The following is an 18,882-nucleotide window of genomic DNA, read 5'->3' on the forward strand; positions in this document are numbered from 1 at the left end:
ACTGTCCGTAGTAAACCATAACGAGCTGTCACGAATAAGGATTCGGGCCGGAATCCCGAGCCTGAGAACGGAAAGCCCGAACGTGTCCAGCAGTCAGGCCAGCAGTTATCGAGCGCGAGAACGCACGGCGGACCAGACTGCGATGGTTCCGAGCAGGAACGCGGGGACCAGTGGCAAGACGAGATACGTGTGTTGCAGGCCGAGGCCGAGGCTGGCGACGGCCTCCTGGACCGTGGGGAGCACGTACAGCATCCCGGGAACGACGAGGAACGCCAGCACGACGGCTCCGACGAGCAGCCAGCCGCGCCAGTCGAACTCCGCGTCGGTCTCCGCCGGGGTGTTCCGCGGGTATTCGTCGCGTCGGTCGGGTCCATCGTCGTCGCTGTCGGCGTCGGACGAGTCGGCGGCCGTCCGACCGGCACCCGGTTCGTGGACGTATGTATCGTCGGTCACGGTCGTCAGAGTTCGCTGTCGGGGACGACGACAACTTTGCCGAAGCCCTCGCGGTTTTCGAGCATCTCGTGTGCGCGATCGATCTCGCTCATCGGCAGCACGTCGCGGACGCGGGGTTCCATGTGGCCCTCCCAGACGAGTTCGAGCACGTCGTCGACCTCGCCGGGCGTGCCCATCGTCGAGCCGAGCACGTCGAGCTGGTTCCAGAAGATGCGGTTGATGTCGGTCTCGGGGTTCGGGCCGGTCGTCGCGCCGCAGGTGACGACGCGGCCGCCCTTCGCGAGGCTCGCCAGCGACTGCTGCCAGGTCGCGGCCCCGACGTGGTCGACGACGACGTCGACGCCGCGCTTGCCCGTGATGTCGCTGACCTCGTCGGCGAAGTCGTCCGTCTCGTAGTTGATGACCTCGTCGGCACCGAGTTCGCGCGCGTAGTCGAGCTTCTCCTCGCTGCTGGCGGTCGCGTACACCTCGGCGCCGGCGTACTTCGCGATCTGGAGTGCGGCGTGGCCGACGCCTCCGCTGGCACCGAGCACGAGCACGGTCTCGCCGGGCTGGAGCTCTGCTCGCGTCATCAGCATCCGCCAGGCGGTCTGGAAGACCAGCGACGACGAGCCTGCGACCTGCCAGTCGACGTGATCGGGGACGGGGACGAGATTGTCCGCGGGCACGGCTGCCTGTTCGGCGTGGACGCCACGGACGTGCTCGCCGAGGATGTGGTAGTTGACACACAGCGTCGGGTCGCCGTCGCGGCAGAACTCGCAGTGGCCACACGAGACGCCGGCGGAGACGGCCACGTGGTCGCCCGGTTCGAACCGCTGGACCTCGTCGCCGACTTCCGTGACGACGCCGGCGGCGTCACTCCCCGGGATGTGTGGCATCTCCAGGTTGATCCCAGGCAGTCCGCGCCGAGTCCAGACGTCGAGGTGGTTCAACGCAGCCGCCTTCACGTCTACGAGGACCTCATCCTCGGCCGGATCTGGGTCCGGGAACTCGCCGTACTCTAAGACGTCGGTGTCGCCGTGTTCCGAGAATTGGACTGCCTGCATACCAGGGGTGTTCGCGCGCGCGTGCAAAACGCTGGCGAATCTCGTGGGTTGCGTCCGCAGCCGTGGCGGAAAATAGGAGGCCGCGTACGGGGACGCCTGGACGGAGTGCAGTTCGAGCGACCCGCGCCGGGGGACGGTTTACAAGCACGGCAGCGTAAGTCACCGCATGGTCGACTTCCAGTCACGCGACACCCGATTTAGCGACGACGACGATGGCGGCGCGGACGAACCGGAGGAGCAAACAGACGACGAGACGCCCGAATCCACCGACCTCAGCCACGACCACGGCCACGACCACACGGACCACGAGCATCACGCACACGACGTGGAGACCCTGGGCGTCGGCATCGTGACGATCTCGTCGACGCGAACGCGAGACGACGACCCTGCAGGCGACGTGATCCAGGCAGCCATCGAGGACGCAGGCCACGAGGTGGCGGTACGGGACGTCGTTCGCGACAACTACGACGGCATCCAGAACGCACTGGACGCGCTGGTCGGCCGCAGTGACGTCGACCTCGTCGTCACGAGCGGCGGTACCGGCGTCACCCCCGACGACGTGACCGTCGAAGCCGCGGAGCCGCTGTTCGACAAGGGCCTCCCGGGCTTCGGCGAGCTGTTGCGACTGCTCTCCTACGAGACGGTCGGCACGAAAGCCATCTGCACCCGTGCGACCGCCGGCATCGCCGACGGCGTCCCCGTGTTCTGTCTCCCGGGGAGCGAGAACGCCGCCAAACTCGGCATCGAGAAGATCGTCGTCCCCGAAGCAGGTCACCTCGTCGGCCTCGCGACCCGCGAGTGAGCGGCTCTCTTGCCGGGGGCTGTCTCATCAGCCGGGAGCACCAGTGACGCACTCCCCGAGCGAGCGCTGGTGGCTGAACCCACACCCGCTCCCCGGGACGTGAGTGAGCGTCGTCCGGAGTCCGCCCGCAGCCGCCCGTTGTATCATGAGTGACGAGCCCTCGTTCACGGTGACAGTCGTCGTGGTCGAGTCGGCGTTGCCAGCAGCGTCGGTCACGGTCACCCGCGGCGTGTAGGTCCGGGCTCTCTCGTACGTGGTCGTGATCGTCGGCGTCGTCGTGTTGCGCTCGGTGACGCCGTCGCCGTCGACGTCCCACTGGTACGAGACGACGCCAGTGTCGTCAGTGGCATTGGCCGCCGACAGCGTCACTCGCTGGGAGACGCCGATAGTCGAGCGGTTCGTCGAGATGGAGGCCGTCGGCGGCGTCCGGTCGCAGCCACCGGGCCGAATCGTGACGGGTTCGTCCAGAGCGAGCGTAGCGACCGGCCACCCACCGCCCGAGAGCAGCTGCCAGGAGTCGATCCGTCCCCCCTCGCTCCTGGGCTGCCACGTTCCCCACAGCGCGGCCTCCTCGTTGAACGACGGCTTGATGGTGATGCCCGACTGCCCGGCGGCGCCGAGTCCGCGGAACGCTGCACCGTCGGTCCGCTCGTCCTGCCAGACCCAGTCGATCGTGCTCCGCGAGCCACGGTGGGCGAAGTTGTCGTCACGGCCGGTGTAGTGGTCGTCCTCGACGGCCCACGTCCCAGCGGCGGGCAGCCCGGTGATCGTAAACGAGACGGCACCGCCGCCGGATTCGTCGTACTGGTCGTGGAGGATCACCAGGCTGTCGCCGTTCGCACCGTCGTAGACGAACAGTCGGCTCTCCTGGTTTTGCTGAATACGTCGCGTCCCCGCAGAGCTGAAGCTGAAGTTCGGGCTGTAGTCGTAGAACTGCGAGACCGTCTGTGACCCGTCGCCCAGCGCCGTCACCTCGTAACAGGTCCCGTTCTGTGAGACCGCGTAGATCCCGTCGGCCGCCGGTGATGCGACGTCACCATGAGTTGGCGAACTCTCTATCCCCCTGACGGGAACAGGGACGACCCCGGCAGTCGTGACTGCCGCAACCACCACCGCCGTCAGGGCGAGAGTGCGGAGTTCGAGCGCGAGGCCGAAGCGGCCCATCACGCGACACCATCCACGGGCGTGTCACTGTGCGGAGTGCCCAGCATGCTACTCACCCCTCTGTTCGACGGAGTGGGTCATTGTTATCCGAGCGTTTTGGCGGTAAGCAGCCGCTTCCAGTCGGCGTCGCCGATCGAAAAAAGAGACGCGTCGCGGGCAGTCCTCAGCGCTGACGGGTCAGCGCCGCCACGGAGAGCACCAGCGCGACCAGGCCACCGAGAACACCGAATCCTGGCCCGTCGGAACTCGTCGTGGACGCCTCAGTGACAGTGGCCGTGTTCGCGGACGCCCCGTCGTCGTCGGCCGGCTCTGAGGGAGTCGGTTCCGGCGACGTCTGCGCGGTCGTCGTCTGTCCGTCCGAGTCGCTGTCGGACGAGTCCTCGCCCGGATCGGGGCTCGTGATGACTTCGTCGTCGCGGACGACGAACGATTTACTCTGGTTGCCGATGAGCGCACGGTACTGTCCGGGGTCCTCGAACACCAGTGCCGACGACGTGACCGACCCCTGGCCGCTGGCGACGGGAATCTCGGTCTCGTTGACGACAGTCGCGTTGACACCGTCTTCGCCAGTCCTGACGACAGTCAGGTTGAGGCTGTACCCGTCGGGGAGCTCGTCGGTGTCTGAGAGCCAGACGGTCGCCGAGACGGGATCGCCCGTCGTCACCGAGGTCGTGTTCATCTGGACGAGCAGCGGCGTGGGGCGCGTCTCCGTCTCCTCGTAGAAGTTCACCGAGGACTGGGTGATTCCGGCCATCGGCCCACCGTCCGAGTCTCCGTAATTGACGTCCGACCCATCAGAATCGTCAGAGCCGTCGTTGCCGTCGTCGCCGTCGTTGCCATCGTTCCCGTCGTCGCCGTCGTCGCCATCGTTGCCATCGTTCCCGTCGTTGCCGTCGTCGCCGTCGTTGCCGTCCTTCGCGACGACCTGGAACGTCTTTGTCAGTTCGTTGGCGTTGCCAGCGCTGTCCCTGATGTCCAACGTGACGCTGTGCGTGCCGGTGGTCGTGAAGGTCTCTTCGAACGACCGGCCGTCGGGGCCTTCCACGCCGTCGACGTACCAGCAGACGTGTTCGATCTCGCTTTCGTCCGAGATGTTCGTCGCACGAACGGTGATTGACTCGTCGACGACCACTGGGTCGGGCACCACGATGGTCGCAGTCGGCGGCTCCGTGTCAGCGCCGTCCGAGCCGTTGCCACCGTCCGATTCGCCTGTCACCGACACGGTCGCAGTCGCCGCGTCGGTCTGTCCGTCGGCGTCGGTGACCGTCACTTCCGCCGTGTACTCGCCGGCAGCTTCGTACGCGTGCGTGACGGTCGGATCGTTCGTCCTGTCGTCGACGTAGCCGTCACCGTCGAAGTCCCACGCGTAGGTGTCGATGCCGCTGTCGTCCTCGCTCCCGCCCGCGTCGAAGCTGACCGCCTCGTTGACCGCCGCGTCCGACGGCGACGCCGTGAGCGAGGCCGTCGGCGGGTCGTTCTCGTCCGATTCGTTGGTCACGGTCACTGCTGCGCTCGCCGTGGCGGTCTGTCCGTCTGCGTCGGTGACCGTCACGGTCGCAGTGTAGTCGCCCGCGGTCTCGTAGGCGTGCGTGACGGTCGAACTCTGTGTGGTTTCGTCGATAGTACCGTCGTCGTCGAAGTCCCAGGCGTACTCGGTGATGCCCTCGTCGTCCTGGCTGCCGCTCGCGTTGAAGGACACCGATTGACCGGGCGCCGCGTTCGACGGCGACGCCGTGAGCGAGGCCGACGGCGGCTCACTCACGTCCTCGGTCACGGACACGGACGCGGTCGCCGTGTCAGTGTTGCCGTCGGCGTCGGTGACCGTCACTTCCGCCGTGTACTCGCCGGCCGCGCCGTAGGTGTACTCGACGTTCGAGTCCTGAGTCGTCCGGTCGGTGCTGCCGTCGCCGTCGAAGTCCCAGGCGTACTCGGTGATGCTGGCGTCGTCGCTGCTTCCGCTCGCGTCGAAGCTGACCGATTCGTTCACTGCTGGGTTCGATGGCGACGCCGAGAGCGATGCGGTCGGCGCGGTCCCACCACAGGGTCCGCGCGTGATGGTGACGTCCTGATCCATCTGCAACGTCCGGTTCTCGCCGTCGGCGGTGTACAGCCGCCAGGCTTCGGTTCTGTTCTGACCACCGGACCAATTCCAGTCTCCCCAGTGGTTCGCCTCCTCGTTGAACTCGGGATCGATCGTGAGTTGCAGGTCGTCAGTGGTCGTGAGCCCGCGGAACGCGCCGCCATCGGTTCGGTCTCGTTTCCACTTCCAATCGACGTGCGCGGTGGTCCCGCCAGTATTCCAGTCGTCGTCGGTGTTCTCGCCGTAGTAGTCGTCCTGCACCACCCAGTCCCCGCCGCTGGGCAGGCCGGAGAAGTTCATGGTGATCGTGCTCCCGTACGGCGCCACGCCGTGTTCGTCGTGAACGAGACCGAGACTGTAGCGATCGTTCGTGCCGTGGTAAATGAAGAGGGAACTCTCCTGATTTTCCTGTACCGCAGTGGTGTTGATCGAGCTGTAATCAGTTTCCCGTCCCTGGTAGTTGAAATAGTCATCCACGGTTTCGGTCCCGTCCCCGAGCGGCGTGACCTCGTAACACTGGTCACCCTGCCTGACGGCGAACGTTTCGTGCGACCCGTTGCCGTCGTGCTGCAGCGCGGTCGCCTGGGCAGTGGCCGACGAGCTCGCACTGACAGGGCCGGCCATGGCGACGAGCGACCCCACCACGAGCACGACCAGTGCGAGACTCCGGACGCGGTGGCGCGTCCCGCTCATGCGAGTTCGCCCCCAGTCCCGGTCGATTGAGTCACTCGCACGCGACCCGAAGACGGGCGGACCCGTCCCGGCGTGGCCACCCCCTCGGGCCATCGATGTGATCTCACGCTGACCATCGGATTACGAGCAGGTAATCCAGTCATGTAGTTCGGTCAGAGCGTCCACGTTCTGTCCCATTGTTATAGACAGTCTGCGGGTCGCGTTCGATTGGTTGCGGAAAGGCTCGACTACGGGAACGATTATGCGTCCGTTATTAGGCTTGTGGCCAGCTATGCGGGCGAAACTCGCGACGCTGAGAAAACGGTGTTTACCGGCGGGTCAGCGGTGTGATTCCGTCTCCCGCCGGAACAAAACGAGTGGTTGGTGCGGTATTTCGAGGAGTAGCCGCCGACTTACCCCGGCAGCGGACAGAGGCTCGCAGTCAGCACAGCGACCTCGTCGGTCTCGTTTCGCGCCCCGTGGGTCGCCCCGCGTTCGTTGAGAACGACGCCGGGCGCCGCAATCGTCGCTTCCTCGTCGTCCCGGACGACTGTGACCGTCCCAGCCAGGACGTGAAACACGTTGGTCGCGTCGGCGTGTTCGTGGGGCGCGAGTTCGGCGCCGGGACCGAGCGCGAACACCTTCACCAGCACGTCGTCGGTCACCGCCAGTTCGTCGTCGATGACCTCTCCCTCGGCGGGGTCGAGGTCGGGAAGTCGATCGAGCGTCATGCCCACATGTCCGGCCGACTCGGCCTTATCGGTTCGGGCGGCGGTCGCGACGACCTGCCGCCACACGTGGGTTTTAGCGGTTCCAGTCCCGAGCGGCCACATGGTCTCTGCACTCGGGGACGACGTCTGGTGGTACGACCTGCGCGGGGTGAACGCCTATCTCGTCGACGACGGCGGGACGCTCACCCTCGTCGACGCGGGCAATCCCTGGGACGGGCGCACTCTGATGCTCGGCATCGAGGACGCCGGCTACGCGCTGCAAGACCTCGATCGAATCCTCCTCACCCACTACGACTTCGATCACGTCGGGGCTCTCGGCCGTCTCCCCGGCCTGGACGCGACCGTCTACGTCGGCCAGGGTGACGCGCCGTTCGTGACTGGCGAGCGGACGCCCCCACTGCGCAACCACAAAGGACTCCTCCAGCGCGTGCTCGGCCCCGTTCTCAAAGCCCCGGAACTCCCCGTCGAGACAGTCGCCGACGGCGACGAGATCGGTTCGTTCACCGCCTACCACACGCCCGGGCACACCCCGGGACACGTCGTCTACGTCAGCGAGGCCCTCTCGGTGGCGTTTCTGGGCGATCTCGTCGTCGAGTCCAACGGAGCGCTGCAGACGTCGCCGTGGCTACTGAGTTACGACGCCGACGAGGTCGAGGAGAGTATCCGCGAGCTCGTCGGTCAAATGCCGCGAGTCGAGATCGTTGGCATGGGACACGGCGTCCCGTTCCGACACGGGGGAAGCGAGCGACTAGACGTGCTCGCGAAGGCGCTCTGAGACGGTCACTCGGCAGCCAGTTCCTCGGCGACGGCGTCGGCGCTGAACAGTTCGGGATCGAGGAGCATGTCGGCCTGGCCCTTGGCGAACTCCGGGAGCGAGTCAGTGGCGTAGACGACGACGTGCAGGTCGTCGTTTAAGTCCTTGGCGACGGGGATCGACGTCGCCAGTCCCGTGTCGGTGAGCACGAGCAGTTCCGCGTCGACGATTCCGGCCTCTTCGAGCGCGGGGCGGTTCGCTGTTCCCGCGGCTCGGGTAACGTCGATACCCGCTTCGTCCAGTGCCGCTCCCAGGTCGTGCTCGTCGGGACCGGCGATGACTGCGTTCATATATCACTCCCTGACGCCCCTGGGGTTTGGCTCTCACGGTCCGGGGCCGTCCTCGGCGCGTCGAAAACCACCCGCGCCGACGAAAAGAAACGGCGGAGCGCTTACTCGTACTCGATCGTCGCCGGCGGCTTGTGGGTCACGTCGTAGAGGACGCGCGCGACGTTGTCGTTCTCGCCGGTGATGCGCGACTGGATGCGCTGGAGCGTCTGCCAGTCGATCTCCTGGGCGCGAGCGGTCATGCCGTCGCGGGATTCGACCGAGCGAACCGCGACGACCCAGCCGTGGACGCGGTTGTCGCCCTTGACGCCCGTGGCCTTCCCGATGACTGCCGCGAGCGCCTGCCACGGCTCGTACTCTTCGAGTTCCTCCTCGACGACGTGGTTGGCCTCGCGCGCGACCTCGAGTTTCTCCTCGGTGACCTCGCCGATGATCCGGACTGCGAGACCGGGGCCGGGGAACGGCATGCGCTCGGAGATGATCTCCTCCAGATCGAGTTCGCGTGCGACCTCGCGGACCTCGTCCTTGTAGAGGTCTCGCATCGGTTCGACGATGCCCTCGAAGTCGATGACGTCGGGCAGGCCGCCGACGTTGTGGTGGGACTTGATGGTCCCCTCGCTCTCGATGCGGTCGGGATAGATGGTCCCCTGGACGAGGTAGTCCGCGTCGACCTCCTTGGCGACCGTCTCGAACTCGCGGATGAACTGCTCGCCGATGATGTGCCGCTTCTCTTCGGGGTCGGTCTCGCCTTCGAGCGCGTCGAGGAACCGGTCCTGAGCCTCGACGATGCGCAGCGAGTCCATGTAGTCGAACGTCTCGCGGATCTCGTCGGTCTCGCCCTTTCGCATCAGTCCCGTGTCGACGTAGACGGGCGTGAGTTGGTCGCCGATCGACTCGTACGCCAGTGCGGCCGCCGTCGAGGAGTCGACACCCCCGGACAGCGCGATGATAGCGTGTCCATCGCCGACTGCCGCTGCGATTTCGTCTTTCTTCTCTTCGATGAAGGAATCGACGTCGACCATCAGGCCTCCACCTCCTCTTCAGTGCGACCGCGCGCCTCGTCACCGTCGAGAATCGCCTCCAGCAGACCGACGAACGGCGGTGATGCCCGGCCGGGTCGCGAGCGGAACTCTGGGTGGAACTGCGTCCCCAGGAAGTACGGGTGGTCGGGGAGTTCGAGAATTTCCATGCGGTTATTGGTGTGACCGGAGAAGACTAAGCCTGCCTCTTCGAGGTCGTCGATGTATTCGGGGTTGACCTCGTAGCGGTGGCGGTGGCGCTCCGTACAGGAGGTGTCACCGTAGATCTCGTGGGCGACGGTCCCGGCGTCGATGTCCGTCTCGTGGGCACCGAGGCGCATCGTGCCGCCCATGTCTTCGAGGTCGTACTGCTCTGGCAGCAGGTCGATGATGGGATGGGACGTGTCGGGTTCGATCTCTGCGGAGTGTGCGTCTTCGAGTCCCAGGACGTTCCGGGCGAACTCGACGACGGCCATCTGGAAGCCGAGACAGAGGCCCAGGTACGGCACGTCGTTTTCACGCGCGTAGCGGACCGCTTCGATCTTTCCTTCGATGCCGCGGGAGCCGAAGCCGCCAGGGACGACGACGCCGTCGACGTCGTCGAGTTCGCCGTCGTAGCCGTCGGCGAGTTCCTCGGAGTGAACCCAGATCGGGTTCACGTCCACGCCGGCCTCCAGGCCGGCGTGTTTCAGCGACTCGTGGATCGAGATGTAGGCGTCTTCGAGTCCGTACTTCCCGACGAGTGCGATGTCGATCTCGCCCGTCGTCTCCCGGGTCACGAGTTCGCGCCAGCGGTTGTCCCGTTCGTCCGCGGGGAGCGCTTCGTCGGCCAGGTCGAGCCGTTCCATGACGTACTCGTCGAGGCCTTCCTCCTCGACCATCAGCGGGACGTGGTAGATGTCGTCGACGTCCGGGTTCGAGAAGACGGCGTCCGTCGGCACGTCGCAGAACAGCGCGATCTTCTCCTTGACGTCGGGGTGGAGTTTGTCTTCACACCGACCGACCAGGATGTCCGGTTGGAGCCCGATCGAGCGCAGTTCCTTCACGGAGTGCTGGGTCGGTTTGGTCTTCTGCTCGCCGTTTTTCGAGTAGGGGACGAGCGTGACGTGCGTGAAGAGGATGTCGTCCTCGTCCTGTTCGTGGGCGAACTGCCGGAGCGCTTCGAGGAACGGCATGCCCTCGATGTCTCCGATGGTGCCGCCGACCTCGACGATACAGACGTCGTGGCCCTCGGCCGCCTCTCGGATGCGGCGCTTGATGTCGTCGGTGATGTGCGGGATGATCTGGACGGTCTTCCCGAGGTAGTCACCGGCACGCTCTTTCTCGATGACGTGCTGGTAGACCTTCCCCGTGGTGACGTTGTGGTCGAAGGTCATGTCGATGTCGAGGAACCGCTCGTAGTTCCCCAGGTCGAGATCGACCTCGCCACCGTCTTTCAATACGTAGACTTCCCCGTGCTGGTAGGGGTTCATCGTCCCTGCGTCCACGTTGAGATACGGATCGATCTTGACGGCGGTCACGTCGAACCCGGCGTTAGACAGCAGCCGTCCCGTACTCGCGGCTGTGATGCCTTTCCCAAGCCCTGACATGACCCCGCCGGTTACAAAAATGAACTTCCGGCCCTTCGAGGGGTCGTAGTTCCGCTCTGGTTCCGTCGGCATACCGACGGTGCGCGCGCGCCAGTCAAAACGATTTCGGAGCAGTCCCCCCGTGGCACTCGCTGGCAGCCGCCTCACCCCCGTTCGCGAGTGCACGAGAGTTTCTGACAACGCGCCAACAAACTAGCCAGGTTTAAGTACGAAACCGCGGGAACACCAGTTCACACGGGTATGAAATCGGTTCTGGTGGGGATTATAGTCTTGGTTGCACCGCTTACGGGGGTATCTGCCGCGGACGTCGACAGCGAGTTGCCGCTCGCGGACGCGGGGCTGGACCAGCAGACGCCGGTGGGTGCCACGGTGCAGTTGGACGCCACCGGGTCGCGCGACCCCGACGGGACGATCGCCGCGTACAACTGGACGATCGAGACGCCGAACGGCTCGACGGTCACGCCAGCGTGCCGCTCCTGCGGTCGGACCTCGTTCCGGCCGTACCGCATCGGCCAGTACAACGTGACCGTCACGGTCACCGACGACGAGGGCCACACCCACGCAGACACGTTACATCTCACCGCCGAGCCGGGACGTGGTCCGACGGTCGACGTATCTGGACCTGAAAACCCAATTGTCGGCGCCAACACGACCTATACAGCGGACAGCACAGCCGGCAACGTGCCGTTGGACCGCATCGAGTGGCAGCGAAACGGGAGTACGGCCGTCAACCAGAGCCTCAGCGGCGAGCAACAGACCGTCGATCACGGCTTCTCGTTTAGCGAGCAGGGAGAGACCAACGTGACCGCGATCGTCGTCGACGTGGCCGGTCAGCAAGCGAACGCCTCGATGACAGTTGATCCCCGGACCGCGAGTCGTGGTGGGAATGGTGGCGGAAATGCGCCACAGGGATATTACCAACCAAATTTGGACGGTGGAACGTACTTAGAATCGGAGGGATCGAGCACGGCCGTGAGCCCATTCACTGGCGAGAGCGTGGGAACAGTGGTATGTTGCTCGTCCGGTGGCCCAGGCGATAGTTTCGGTTCTCATGTCGATGACGGATCAGATAATTCGGGTACTGATGGCGGCCACAGTAACGGCGGATACAATAGTGGAGACAACAGTAATACAGGCATCAGCCTCTTTTGATATGTTTACTACCAGATAGAATTATTTGCCAATTTGATCAGCTTCATAGGCAATTTCTTTCCGAATGATATCAAATATCTCTGATGATGGGTCTTTAGACGAGATTCTTTCAACATCGGTATCATTGTACATATGCCAAGTTCGAATATCATAGGTTCTCGGGCTGGAGCGATATCTTTCTTCTAAAAACACATCTGTTACTCTGGAATATTTATCACGGGTGAGCTCGCTCCCGATACTATCTATTACTTTATACATCTCAATAGCACGTGTTTGATTTAATTGTGGTGAGGTTGAAGTAGAGTAGTCGACGAAGAGGACCGAACCATATATTTCCGCTCGGAGAAGGGAGACATTTTGCGGTAGTTTTTGGTTTCTTATATCTTCGAATGGCTCCACATTTCGAGCAGAACTAATATCTTCATATGAGTCCGCTGTTGCAGTTATTGCTTTTATGATAGTCGAATCATCCCAATCCCTAGAAGTGTAATAGAGTGACCATGCTTCGTCAATGACTAAAAGACCACTTGGCCGCTCAGAGCTATGGTTTTCATATTCGACTGCTTTTATTTCATCAAATGAAATATTGTCAGGAGACATTATTGATTGGTTTGAAACATGATTGTAGACAATAGATATGACTCTAATTTCATTTAACCCTTTACTGGTGTTATAGTATTCCACGCGAAGCCGCGTATCGTTCGCTGTTCCGGAGCCGTATTCCTCGATCTCGATCGATTTGATCTCGACCATCCCCGAGTGGAGCGTGTTGTTGTCGGGCAGTGGGGTGTCGAGCGAGGCCATCCGAGTCGAGTTCGAGCGGAGAATCCGACTCAGCATCGCCACGTATTTCGGCTGATCGTCACTCGAATTGTTGCTCGGGGGACGCTGCGGCTCCGACTCGTTCTCGTCCGGCGTGGGTGTCGGCGTTGCCGTCGTATTGGGAACTAGCGTCGTCGGCGTCGCCGTGGTCGGCGTCGCCGTCCCAGTCGAATTGTTCGCGGGCGTCTGCTCACCGGTGAGCACGTACAACCCAGCGCCACCGGCCGCAGCGGCCAGAAACACGGCCAGAACGGCGAGTACAGTTCGATTCATCGACCCTTCCCCCGTGACCGGTTGCGGTCCGCCATCGTGTTCGAGAGAGTGAACGTCGTCATCACGCTGGGATACATCTTTTCTCCCACATATTGTTTCGGAAACGAAGAGCGTGAAGCGAAGGATCGCTCCCAGCGACTCCACAGACGGCGGACCGGTCCGACGTTACTCCACGGTGTCCCAGCGCACGTCGTTGTACTCACGTTGTTGGCCGCTGGCGAACGTCTCTTCGAGTTGTTGCTGGAGTGCCTGTTTCTCCTGGCGACTGATCCGCGCGAGTTCGTCGGCCTTTTCGACCGCCAGCGGTGGGCCGGTCCGAGCGGCGACGTCCGTGAGAATCTGCATCGTCAGGTCCTCGCGGAGGTCCTCGTCGCGGGTGAACGCGTAGGGGGCTTCGACGCGATAGATCAACTCCTCGCGGGGGTCGTAGATGACGAAGAAGGTGACTTCGTAGGCGTCGGGGTCCAGTTCCTTGTCGAGGTCCAGATCGAGGTCGCCAGCGGTCGAGAGCGCGCGGTTGGCCCCGCAGCGGGAGACGAACCAGTTGGTGAACGTCAGCGCGTCCGTCTTCGTCTCGCCGTCGTCGTCGGTCCGGCGGAGCAGTTGCTCGAAGAAGGCCGCGTCGTTCACCCAGGGCGCGTTGTGCTTGCGGCGGACCGCGCGGGTGATCGCCTTCGAGGCCGTGCTCTTGACGAAGCCGACGAGGGGAATCTCGCGGGCGACGAACGTCTCGACGAGGTCGACGTAGTTCTGGACGACGTCCTTGGGACGCTCGTCCTCGACGAGGACTTCCGCCAGTGTAGGGTCCTGGTTCGTCCACTTCAGGAGGCCGGTGGGGTAGATGGGGCCGTCGAGGATCAGCAGGTCGTCGACCACCTCGGCCTGGAGTTCGGCGTGGTGACTCTCGGCGAGGTAGAGCGCGAGCGCGTGGACGACGGTCTGCTCGAAGCGGTCGACGCGGGGCGCTTGCATGATGCGGCCGCGGCTGAACCCGCGGTCGAACATCGTCCAGTCGTCTTCGCCGACGGCGACCGTGGCGTCGTTTGAGTGGACGGTACTCACGACCGAGCGCGCGCGATGGAGTTCCAGCTCGGAGGGGACCGAAGCCATCGCGGCCTGGGCCACGTCGATGACGAGCCCGTTCTTGAACGTCGTGGGATTGATCGTGCCCGAGTCGAGGCCGTGCTGGGTGGGAAAGCGGGGTTCCATGAGCGCGGCGTCCTCGACGTCGACGAGACGGCGGCGCTGCTCGCCGAGCGGTTCGAGGACGGGCGTTCCGTCCTCGTAGAGGGGGTCGAGGAACTCTTCCCAGACGGTGTTGGCGAAGTCCCGGTGATCGCTGGCGTCGACGCCGCTCTCGATGCGGCCAGCGAGTTGGGCGATGCCGTCGAAGTGCACCGGGTCGAGGGTCATATCCTGCCATCGAAGGGGGTCATCAAAAACTTCCGGGAGGCAGGGCGACGGCGACGCTATCGGGTGCGGACGCTATCGAAAGAAAACGGGCGAATCAGTCGTCGCGGCCGGTCTTCTCGTTTAAGACTTCCGTGATGGCTTTCTGATAGGAGTTGAAGTCCCGGATGGTCGCGCCGTCGGTCGTCATGAACACGCCGTCGCGGTCGCTGGTCACGCGGAGGAGGAAGCCGTTCTCGAACACGCGGATGGTGTACTTGTACTCGCCGAGTTCGGTGCCGCGGTAGGCGTCGGTCGTGTTCTTGAAGCCGCGCCACTCGTGGCCGATGAAGCTATCGAGGTCGGCGTCCCGTTCGAGGTCCTCACGGAGGTACAGTTGCTCGAAGTTCGAGCGCGTGAAGTACGTGAGCGAGCGCAGGCTGTCACCGGCCGCCGTCCGTGCGGTGGTAACGAGTTTGTCCGCGAAGTCCTCGTCCACGATTGAGGTCACCATGGCTTCACACTGGCTTCCCCTATATATAACACCGGTGGTCTCCGGCACCTGCTGCCGGGGCCGACGACGGCTGCAGGGAGTCCGACGGCTCTTTAGGCCCCTGTGTCGTCCCCTGGGATATGCAGGTGGGCCTGATCATCCTCGACGGCTGGGGACTCAATCCCGACGCGGACGCTCGCGACGCCGTCCGCGCCGCGGAGACGCCGAACTTCGACCGCTACCGCGAACAGGGCGCGTTCGGGACGCTCGAAACCCACGGCCGCCGCGTGGGTCTCCCCGAAGGCCAGATGGGCAACAGCGAGGTCGGCCACCTCAACATCGGTGCCGGCCGCGTCGTCAAGCAGGAAGCGACCCGCATCAGCGACGACATCGCCGAGGGCACCCTCGCGGAGAACGACGCCATCGTCTCCGCGTTCGGGCACGCCCAAGCCAACGACGGGCGCGTCCACTTCATGGGACTGGTCAGCGACGGCGGCGTCCACTCATACCAGGCGCACCTCCACGCGCTCATCGAGATCGCCGCCGACCAGGGCGTCGACGCCGTCACCCACGCGTTCACGGACGGACGCGACACCTCGCCCACGGGCGGCGAGTCCTACCTCGCGGACCTCCAGGCCCACGCCGACGAGCAGGGGACGGGCCACGTCGCGACCGTCACCGGCCGCTACTACGCGATGGACCGCGACCAGAACTGGGAGCGCACGAAGCGCGCCTACGACGGCATCGTGAACCGTGAGGCCGACCACACGGCAGCGACGGCGGTCGGCGCGACAACCGAGTCCTACGAACGGGGCGACACCGACGAGTTCGTCGAGCCGACGCTGATCGAGGGCGGTCCCGCCCTCCAGGACGGCGACGCCGTCGTCTTCTTCAACTTCCGCTCGGACCGGGCGCGCCAGTTGACCCGGATGCTGGCCGACATCCGCCCCGAGTGGGAGTTCGAGACGAACCCACCGGAGACGCGAGTGGTCACGATGACCGAATACGACAGCACGTTCGAGGTCCCGGTCGCCTACCCGCCGAACCAACCCGCGGACGTCCTCGGCGAGGTGCTCGCGGACACCGACCACACGCAGCTCCGGATCGCCGAGACCGAGAAGTACGCCCACGTCACCTACTTCCTCAACGGCGGCCGAGAGGTGGAGTTCCCCGGCGAGATCAGGGAGATCGTCGAGAGTCCCGACGTGCCGACCTACGACCTGCAACCGGAGATGAGCGCGCCCGAGGTCGCCGACACGGCCAAGGACGTCATTCAAACCGACGACCCGGACGCGATGGTCCTCAACTTCGCGAACCCGGACATGGTCGGGCACACCGGCGACCTGGACGCGGCGACCGCGGCCGTCGAAGCCGTCGACGACCAACTCGGTCGACTCGTCGACGCACTCGAAGCCGCCGGCGCACACACCATCATCACCGCCGACCACGGCAACGCCGACGACATGGGGACCGAGGAGAACCCCCACACTGCCCACACGCTCAACCCAGTCCCGTTCGTCTATCTCGACCGCGACGGGACCAGTGGCGGGCGAACTGTCAGAGACGGCGGAACGCTGGCGGACGTCGCGCCGACGATCCTCGCACTGATGGACATCGATCAGCCGGCTGCGATGACTGGCGAGTCCTTACTCGAGTAGTTCGAGACCCATCAGGAGAGACGCGCCGAGTCCGGGCTTCGCTGGCCGATCACTCGACCGGGCGCCACGTCGTTTCGACGGCCGTCACCGAACAGCCGTCCGGCAGGAGTAACGCACGCTGAGCGGCTGGCAAGGCGTTCTTTCGTCAGACAGCGCGTTGCTAACTAAGCGCTCTGAGCTCCTATCCGCGGGGATGAAGTCGACAGGAGAGCCAGAGACCGAGCAGATCGAACACCTCCCGGAAGGTGACGAACAGACGCTCCGTGCCTCGCTTGCGGGGACTCTCGTCACACCGGAGGACGAGGCGTACGACGAGGCGCGGCAGGTGTGGAACGGGATGATCGACAAGTTTCCCGCCGCCATCGCGCGCTGTACCGGGACGGCCGACGTGGTCGCAGCCGTCGAGTTCGCCCGCGACCACGACCTCCTGCCTGCGGTCCGGGGCGGCGGCCACAACGTCTCGGGCAACGCGACCTGTAACGGCGGGCTCGTCATCGACCTCTCGGAGATGGACGGCGTGCACGTCGATCGCCGCGAGCAGACGGTTCGCGCCGAGGGTGGCGCGACGCTCGGCGACGTCGATCGCGAAACCCAGCTGCACGGGCTCGCGACGCCGCTCGGCGTGGTCTCACAGACCGGAATCGGGGGGCTGACCCTGAGCGGTGGCATGGGGCACCTGCGACGCGAGTACGGCCTGGCCAGTGACAACCTCCGGTCCGCAGAGGTCGTGACCGCCGACGGCGAAGTGCGGACGGCCAGCGAGGAGGCCGACAGCGACCTCCTCTGGGCGCTGAAAGGGGGCGGCGGGAACTTCGGCGTCGTCACCTCGCTGGAGTACGACCTCCATCCCATCAGTCCCGACGTGTTCGCACTGTTCGTCTGGTACCACGGCGACGACGGGCGCGACGCGCTCCACGGCTTCCGCGAGTGGGCCGCCGACGCACCCAGGGAAGCCAGCGTCCTGCCGTTCACCGCCCACGTGCCCGACATTGAGGAGTTCCCAGAAGCTGCCTGGGGTGAGCCAGCCGTCGTCTTCCTCGGCTGTTACGACGGGAGCGAGGACGAGGCGACGGAGACGTTCGAGCCGCTCCGGAGCCTCGCCGAGCCGATCGCCGACCTGAGCGGGGCGATGGACTACACCGAGTTACAGACGATGCTCGACGAAGACTACCCCGACGGGCTGCGCTACTACTGGAAGTCGGTCTTCCTCACTGACCTCACCGACGCGGTCATCGACCAGATGATCGACCACGGACTGGCGAGTCCGTCGAAGCTCTCGACGGTCGACGTCTGGCATCTCGGTGGCGCGATCGCCGATCCGGACCAGGACGAGACGGCGTTCTGGCACCGCGACAAGCCCTACCTGCTCAATTACGAGGCCAACTGGGAGGACCCGGCCGACGACGACGAGAACGTCGCCTGGGTTCGCGAGGGAATCGAGACGGCACGAGACCTGGCAGTCGCCGGCGGTCAGTACGGCAACTTCCCGGGGTTCAACGAAGACCCCGCCCAGATCCTCTTCGGCGACAACTACGCCAGGCTATCCGCACTCAAAGCACTGTACGACCCCGACAACCTGTTCCGACGCAATCAGAACATCACGCCAAACCAGTAACGCTGCGTGAAAATACCGTCAGGTAGCGCGAGACTACCGCGGGCGCTCCGTCGGTCTCGAACTCTGCACGAACGCGTACAGCAGGACTGCGACGAGCAGCACTTGCACGACTTTGTCGGCGACGCCGATCGTGAACTCGTCCATCCCGCCCAGCACCCACAGCGGGACCTGCACAGCGGTGAATCCGGCCCCCAGGAGAGAGAGGAGGCGCCGTCGCTTCTCGGTGAACAGCAGCAGGGCGATGCCGAGGAAAAAGCCGATTCCCGCGAGCAGGAACGGCACTGCCTCCCCGGGTTCGCCCCACTCCTCGAGGGCGAGCAAGAGATGAATTCCACCCGAAATCGCTGCGAGGAGGACAGCCCCACCCAACAGTCCCGGATTGGACGTGAGCGTGATCGGTCGCTCCAACATCTGATGTGACATACAGGTTCGAGTTGCCCGCCACCGTAATTGACGGTTGCTTCCCAATTGTCGAATTATCGTACGTTCGTCGGCTTATCTCCGGAGAATGGTAAAATAGTTCGGTAGTCACGGAAGAATACGTATAGCCAGGATATGGTCTGCCGAAGTGTCACGCCGGCCGCCGTCCCGTTCCGACGGGGGCGGGCCGGTCGGCGTGTTCGGGCACGTCGAGGGTGGCAATGCCGGCACCGATCGCCAGGATCGCCACGGGAAGTGCGATCGGCGGCTGGGCGAACAGCCCCTGAACGAGGACGAGCGCCGCGAGTATCGTCCCGATCGCCAGGAGCGCCACGCCCGTCACCGTCTCTTTGATTGTCGTCATCGTCGTCACCTCAGGTGTAACTACGTCGCCAGCCAACAT

18 protein-coding genes are annotated in these 18,882 nt (G+C 64.5%); 5 read left to right on the forward strand and 13 right to left on the reverse strand.

Translation table 11 applies throughout. The features are described from left to right. Nucleotides 1-105: 105 nt before the first annotated feature. Together MU553_RS09800 and MU553_RS09805 are read right to left on the reverse strand one after the other, a co-directional pair. Nucleotides 106-453, reverse strand: a complete 348-nt coding sequence (locus MU553_RS09800; RefSeq protein WP_247377349.1) for a DUF7977 family protein — start codon at nucleotides 451-453, stop codon at nucleotides 106-108. A gap of 5 nt (nucleotides 454-458) precedes the next feature. Further along, nucleotides 459-1,499 (reverse strand): zinc-binding dehydrogenase, encoded by a 1,041-nt coding sequence (locus tag MU553_RS09805; RefSeq protein ID WP_247377347.1) that lies wholly within the window; start codon nucleotides 1,497-1,499, stop codon nucleotides 459-461. Nucleotides 1,500-1,665: 166 nt separating this feature from the next. On the opposite strand from MU553_RS09805, the gene MU553_RS09810 reads away from it, so the two are divergent. Beyond that, entirely contained in the window at nucleotides 1,666-2,301 is a 636-nt protein-coding gene (locus MU553_RS09810; RefSeq protein ID WP_247377345.1) for a MogA/MoaB family molybdenum cofactor biosynthesis protein, read from the forward strand. A gap of 27 nt (nucleotides 2,302-2,328) precedes the next feature. Here MU553_RS09810 and MU553_RS09815 read toward each other — a convergent pair whose 3' ends face one another. From MU553_RS09815 to MU553_RS09825, 3 genes are all read right to left on the reverse strand, one after another. Next, on the reverse strand, nucleotides 2,329-3,465 hold the full coding sequence (locus MU553_RS09815; RefSeq protein WP_247377343.1) for a PKD domain-containing protein: 1,137 nt from the start codon (nucleotides 3,463-3,465) through the stop codon (nucleotides 2,329-2,331). A 163-nt stretch (nucleotides 3,466-3,628) separates the two neighbouring features. Then, nucleotides 3,629-6,238, reverse strand: coding sequence for a PKD domain-containing protein (locus MU553_RS09820; protein WP_247377341.1), 2,610 nt, complete (start codon nucleotides 6,236-6,238; stop codon nucleotides 3,629-3,631). 392 nt (nucleotides 6,239-6,630) lie between these two features. Continuing rightward, complete coding sequence (locus tag MU553_RS09825) at nucleotides 6,631-6,948, reverse strand: cupin domain-containing protein (RefSeq protein ID WP_247377339.1); 318 nt, start codon at nucleotides 6,946-6,948, stop codon at nucleotides 6,631-6,633. A gap of 100 nt (nucleotides 6,949-7,048) precedes the next feature. On the opposite strand from MU553_RS09825, the gene MU553_RS09830 reads away from it, so the two are divergent. Continuing rightward, nucleotides 7,049-7,723 (forward strand): MBL fold metallo-hydrolase, encoded by a 675-nt coding sequence (locus tag MU553_RS09830; RefSeq protein WP_247377337.1) that lies wholly within the window; start codon nucleotides 7,049-7,051, stop codon nucleotides 7,721-7,723. A gap of 5 nt (nucleotides 7,724-7,728) precedes the next feature. On the opposite strand, the gene MU553_RS09835 is transcribed toward MU553_RS09830, so the two are convergent. The 3 genes from MU553_RS09835 to pyrG form a co-directional block, all read right to left on the reverse strand. Next, entirely contained in the window at nucleotides 7,729-8,052 is a 324-nt protein-coding gene (locus tag MU553_RS09835; RefSeq protein ID WP_247377335.1) for a DUF7126 family protein, read from the reverse strand. A gap of 101 nt (nucleotides 8,053-8,153) precedes the next feature. Continuing rightward, nucleotides 8,154-9,071, reverse strand: coding sequence for a glutamine-hydrolyzing GMP synthase (guaA, locus tag MU553_RS09840; RefSeq protein ID WP_247377334.1), 918 nt, complete (start codon nucleotides 9,069-9,071; stop codon nucleotides 8,154-8,156). Next, nucleotides 9,071-10,729 carry a CTP synthase gene (pyrG, locus tag MU553_RS09845; protein WP_247377331.1) on the reverse strand — a complete coding sequence of 553 codons (1,659 nt, stop codon included), beginning with the start codon at nucleotides 10,727-10,729 and terminating at the stop codon, nucleotides 9,071-9,073. The genes guaA and pyrG overlap by 1 nt, the downstream gene beginning before the upstream one ends. 198 nt (nucleotides 10,730-10,927) lie before the next feature. On the opposite strand from pyrG, the gene MU553_RS09850 reads away from it, so the two are divergent. After that, the gene (locus MU553_RS09850) at nucleotides 10,928-11,809 is read left to right on the forward strand and encodes a PKD domain-containing protein (RefSeq protein ID WP_247377329.1); all 882 of its coding nucleotides are present in this window, start codon (nucleotides 10,928-10,930) and stop codon (nucleotides 11,807-11,809) included. Between the two features lie 21 nt (nucleotides 11,810-11,830). On the opposite strand, the gene MU553_RS09855 is transcribed toward MU553_RS09850, so the two are convergent. The 3 genes from MU553_RS09855 to MU553_RS09865 form a co-directional block, all read right to left on the reverse strand. After that, a complete protein-coding gene (locus tag MU553_RS09855) occupies nucleotides 11,831-13,048 on the reverse strand; it encodes a hypothetical protein (protein ID WP_247377327.1) in 1,218 nt (405 codons plus the stop codon). A 21-nt stretch (nucleotides 13,049-13,069) separates the two neighbouring features. Next, nucleotides 13,070-14,317, reverse strand: a complete 1,248-nt coding sequence (locus MU553_RS09860) for a DNA double-strand break repair nuclease NurA (RefSeq protein WP_247377325.1) — start codon at nucleotides 14,315-14,317, stop codon at nucleotides 13,070-13,072. A gap of 94 nt (nucleotides 14,318-14,411) precedes the next feature. Continuing rightward, a complete protein-coding gene (locus MU553_RS09865; RefSeq protein ID WP_247377323.1) occupies nucleotides 14,412-14,807 on the reverse strand; it encodes a DUF7522 family protein in 396 nt (131 codons plus the stop codon). Nucleotides 14,808-14,926: 119 nt separating this feature from the next. Between MU553_RS09865 and gpmI the strand changes: the two genes are divergently transcribed. Together gpmI and MU553_RS09875 are read left to right on the forward strand one after the other, a co-directional pair. Then, nucleotides 14,927-16,444 carry a 2,3-bisphosphoglycerate-independent phosphoglycerate mutase gene (gpmI, locus tag MU553_RS09870; RefSeq protein WP_247377321.1) on the forward strand — a complete coding sequence of 506 codons (1,518 nt, stop codon included), beginning with the start codon at nucleotides 14,927-14,929 and terminating at the stop codon, nucleotides 16,442-16,444. A 193-nt stretch (nucleotides 16,445-16,637) separates the two neighbouring features. After that, the gene (locus MU553_RS09875) at nucleotides 16,638-18,059 is read left to right on the forward strand and encodes an FAD-binding oxidoreductase (RefSeq protein WP_247377320.1); all 1,422 of its coding nucleotides are present in this window, start codon (nucleotides 16,638-16,640) and stop codon (nucleotides 18,057-18,059) included. A gap of 33 nt (nucleotides 18,060-18,092) precedes the next feature. On the opposite strand, the gene MU553_RS09880 is transcribed toward MU553_RS09875, so the two are convergent. Next, nucleotides 18,093-18,482 carry a DUF7475 family protein gene (locus MU553_RS09880; protein ID WP_247377317.1) on the reverse strand — a complete coding sequence of 130 codons (390 nt, stop codon included), beginning with the start codon at nucleotides 18,480-18,482 and terminating at the stop codon, nucleotides 18,093-18,095. 148 nt (nucleotides 18,483-18,630) lie between these two features. Further along, nucleotides 18,631-18,843, reverse strand: coding sequence for a hypothetical protein (locus MU553_RS09885; protein ID WP_247377316.1), 213 nt, complete (start codon nucleotides 18,841-18,843; stop codon nucleotides 18,631-18,633). Nucleotides 18,844-18,882 lie beyond the last annotated feature (39 nt).

The organism is Halorientalis brevis, assembly GCF_023077655.1.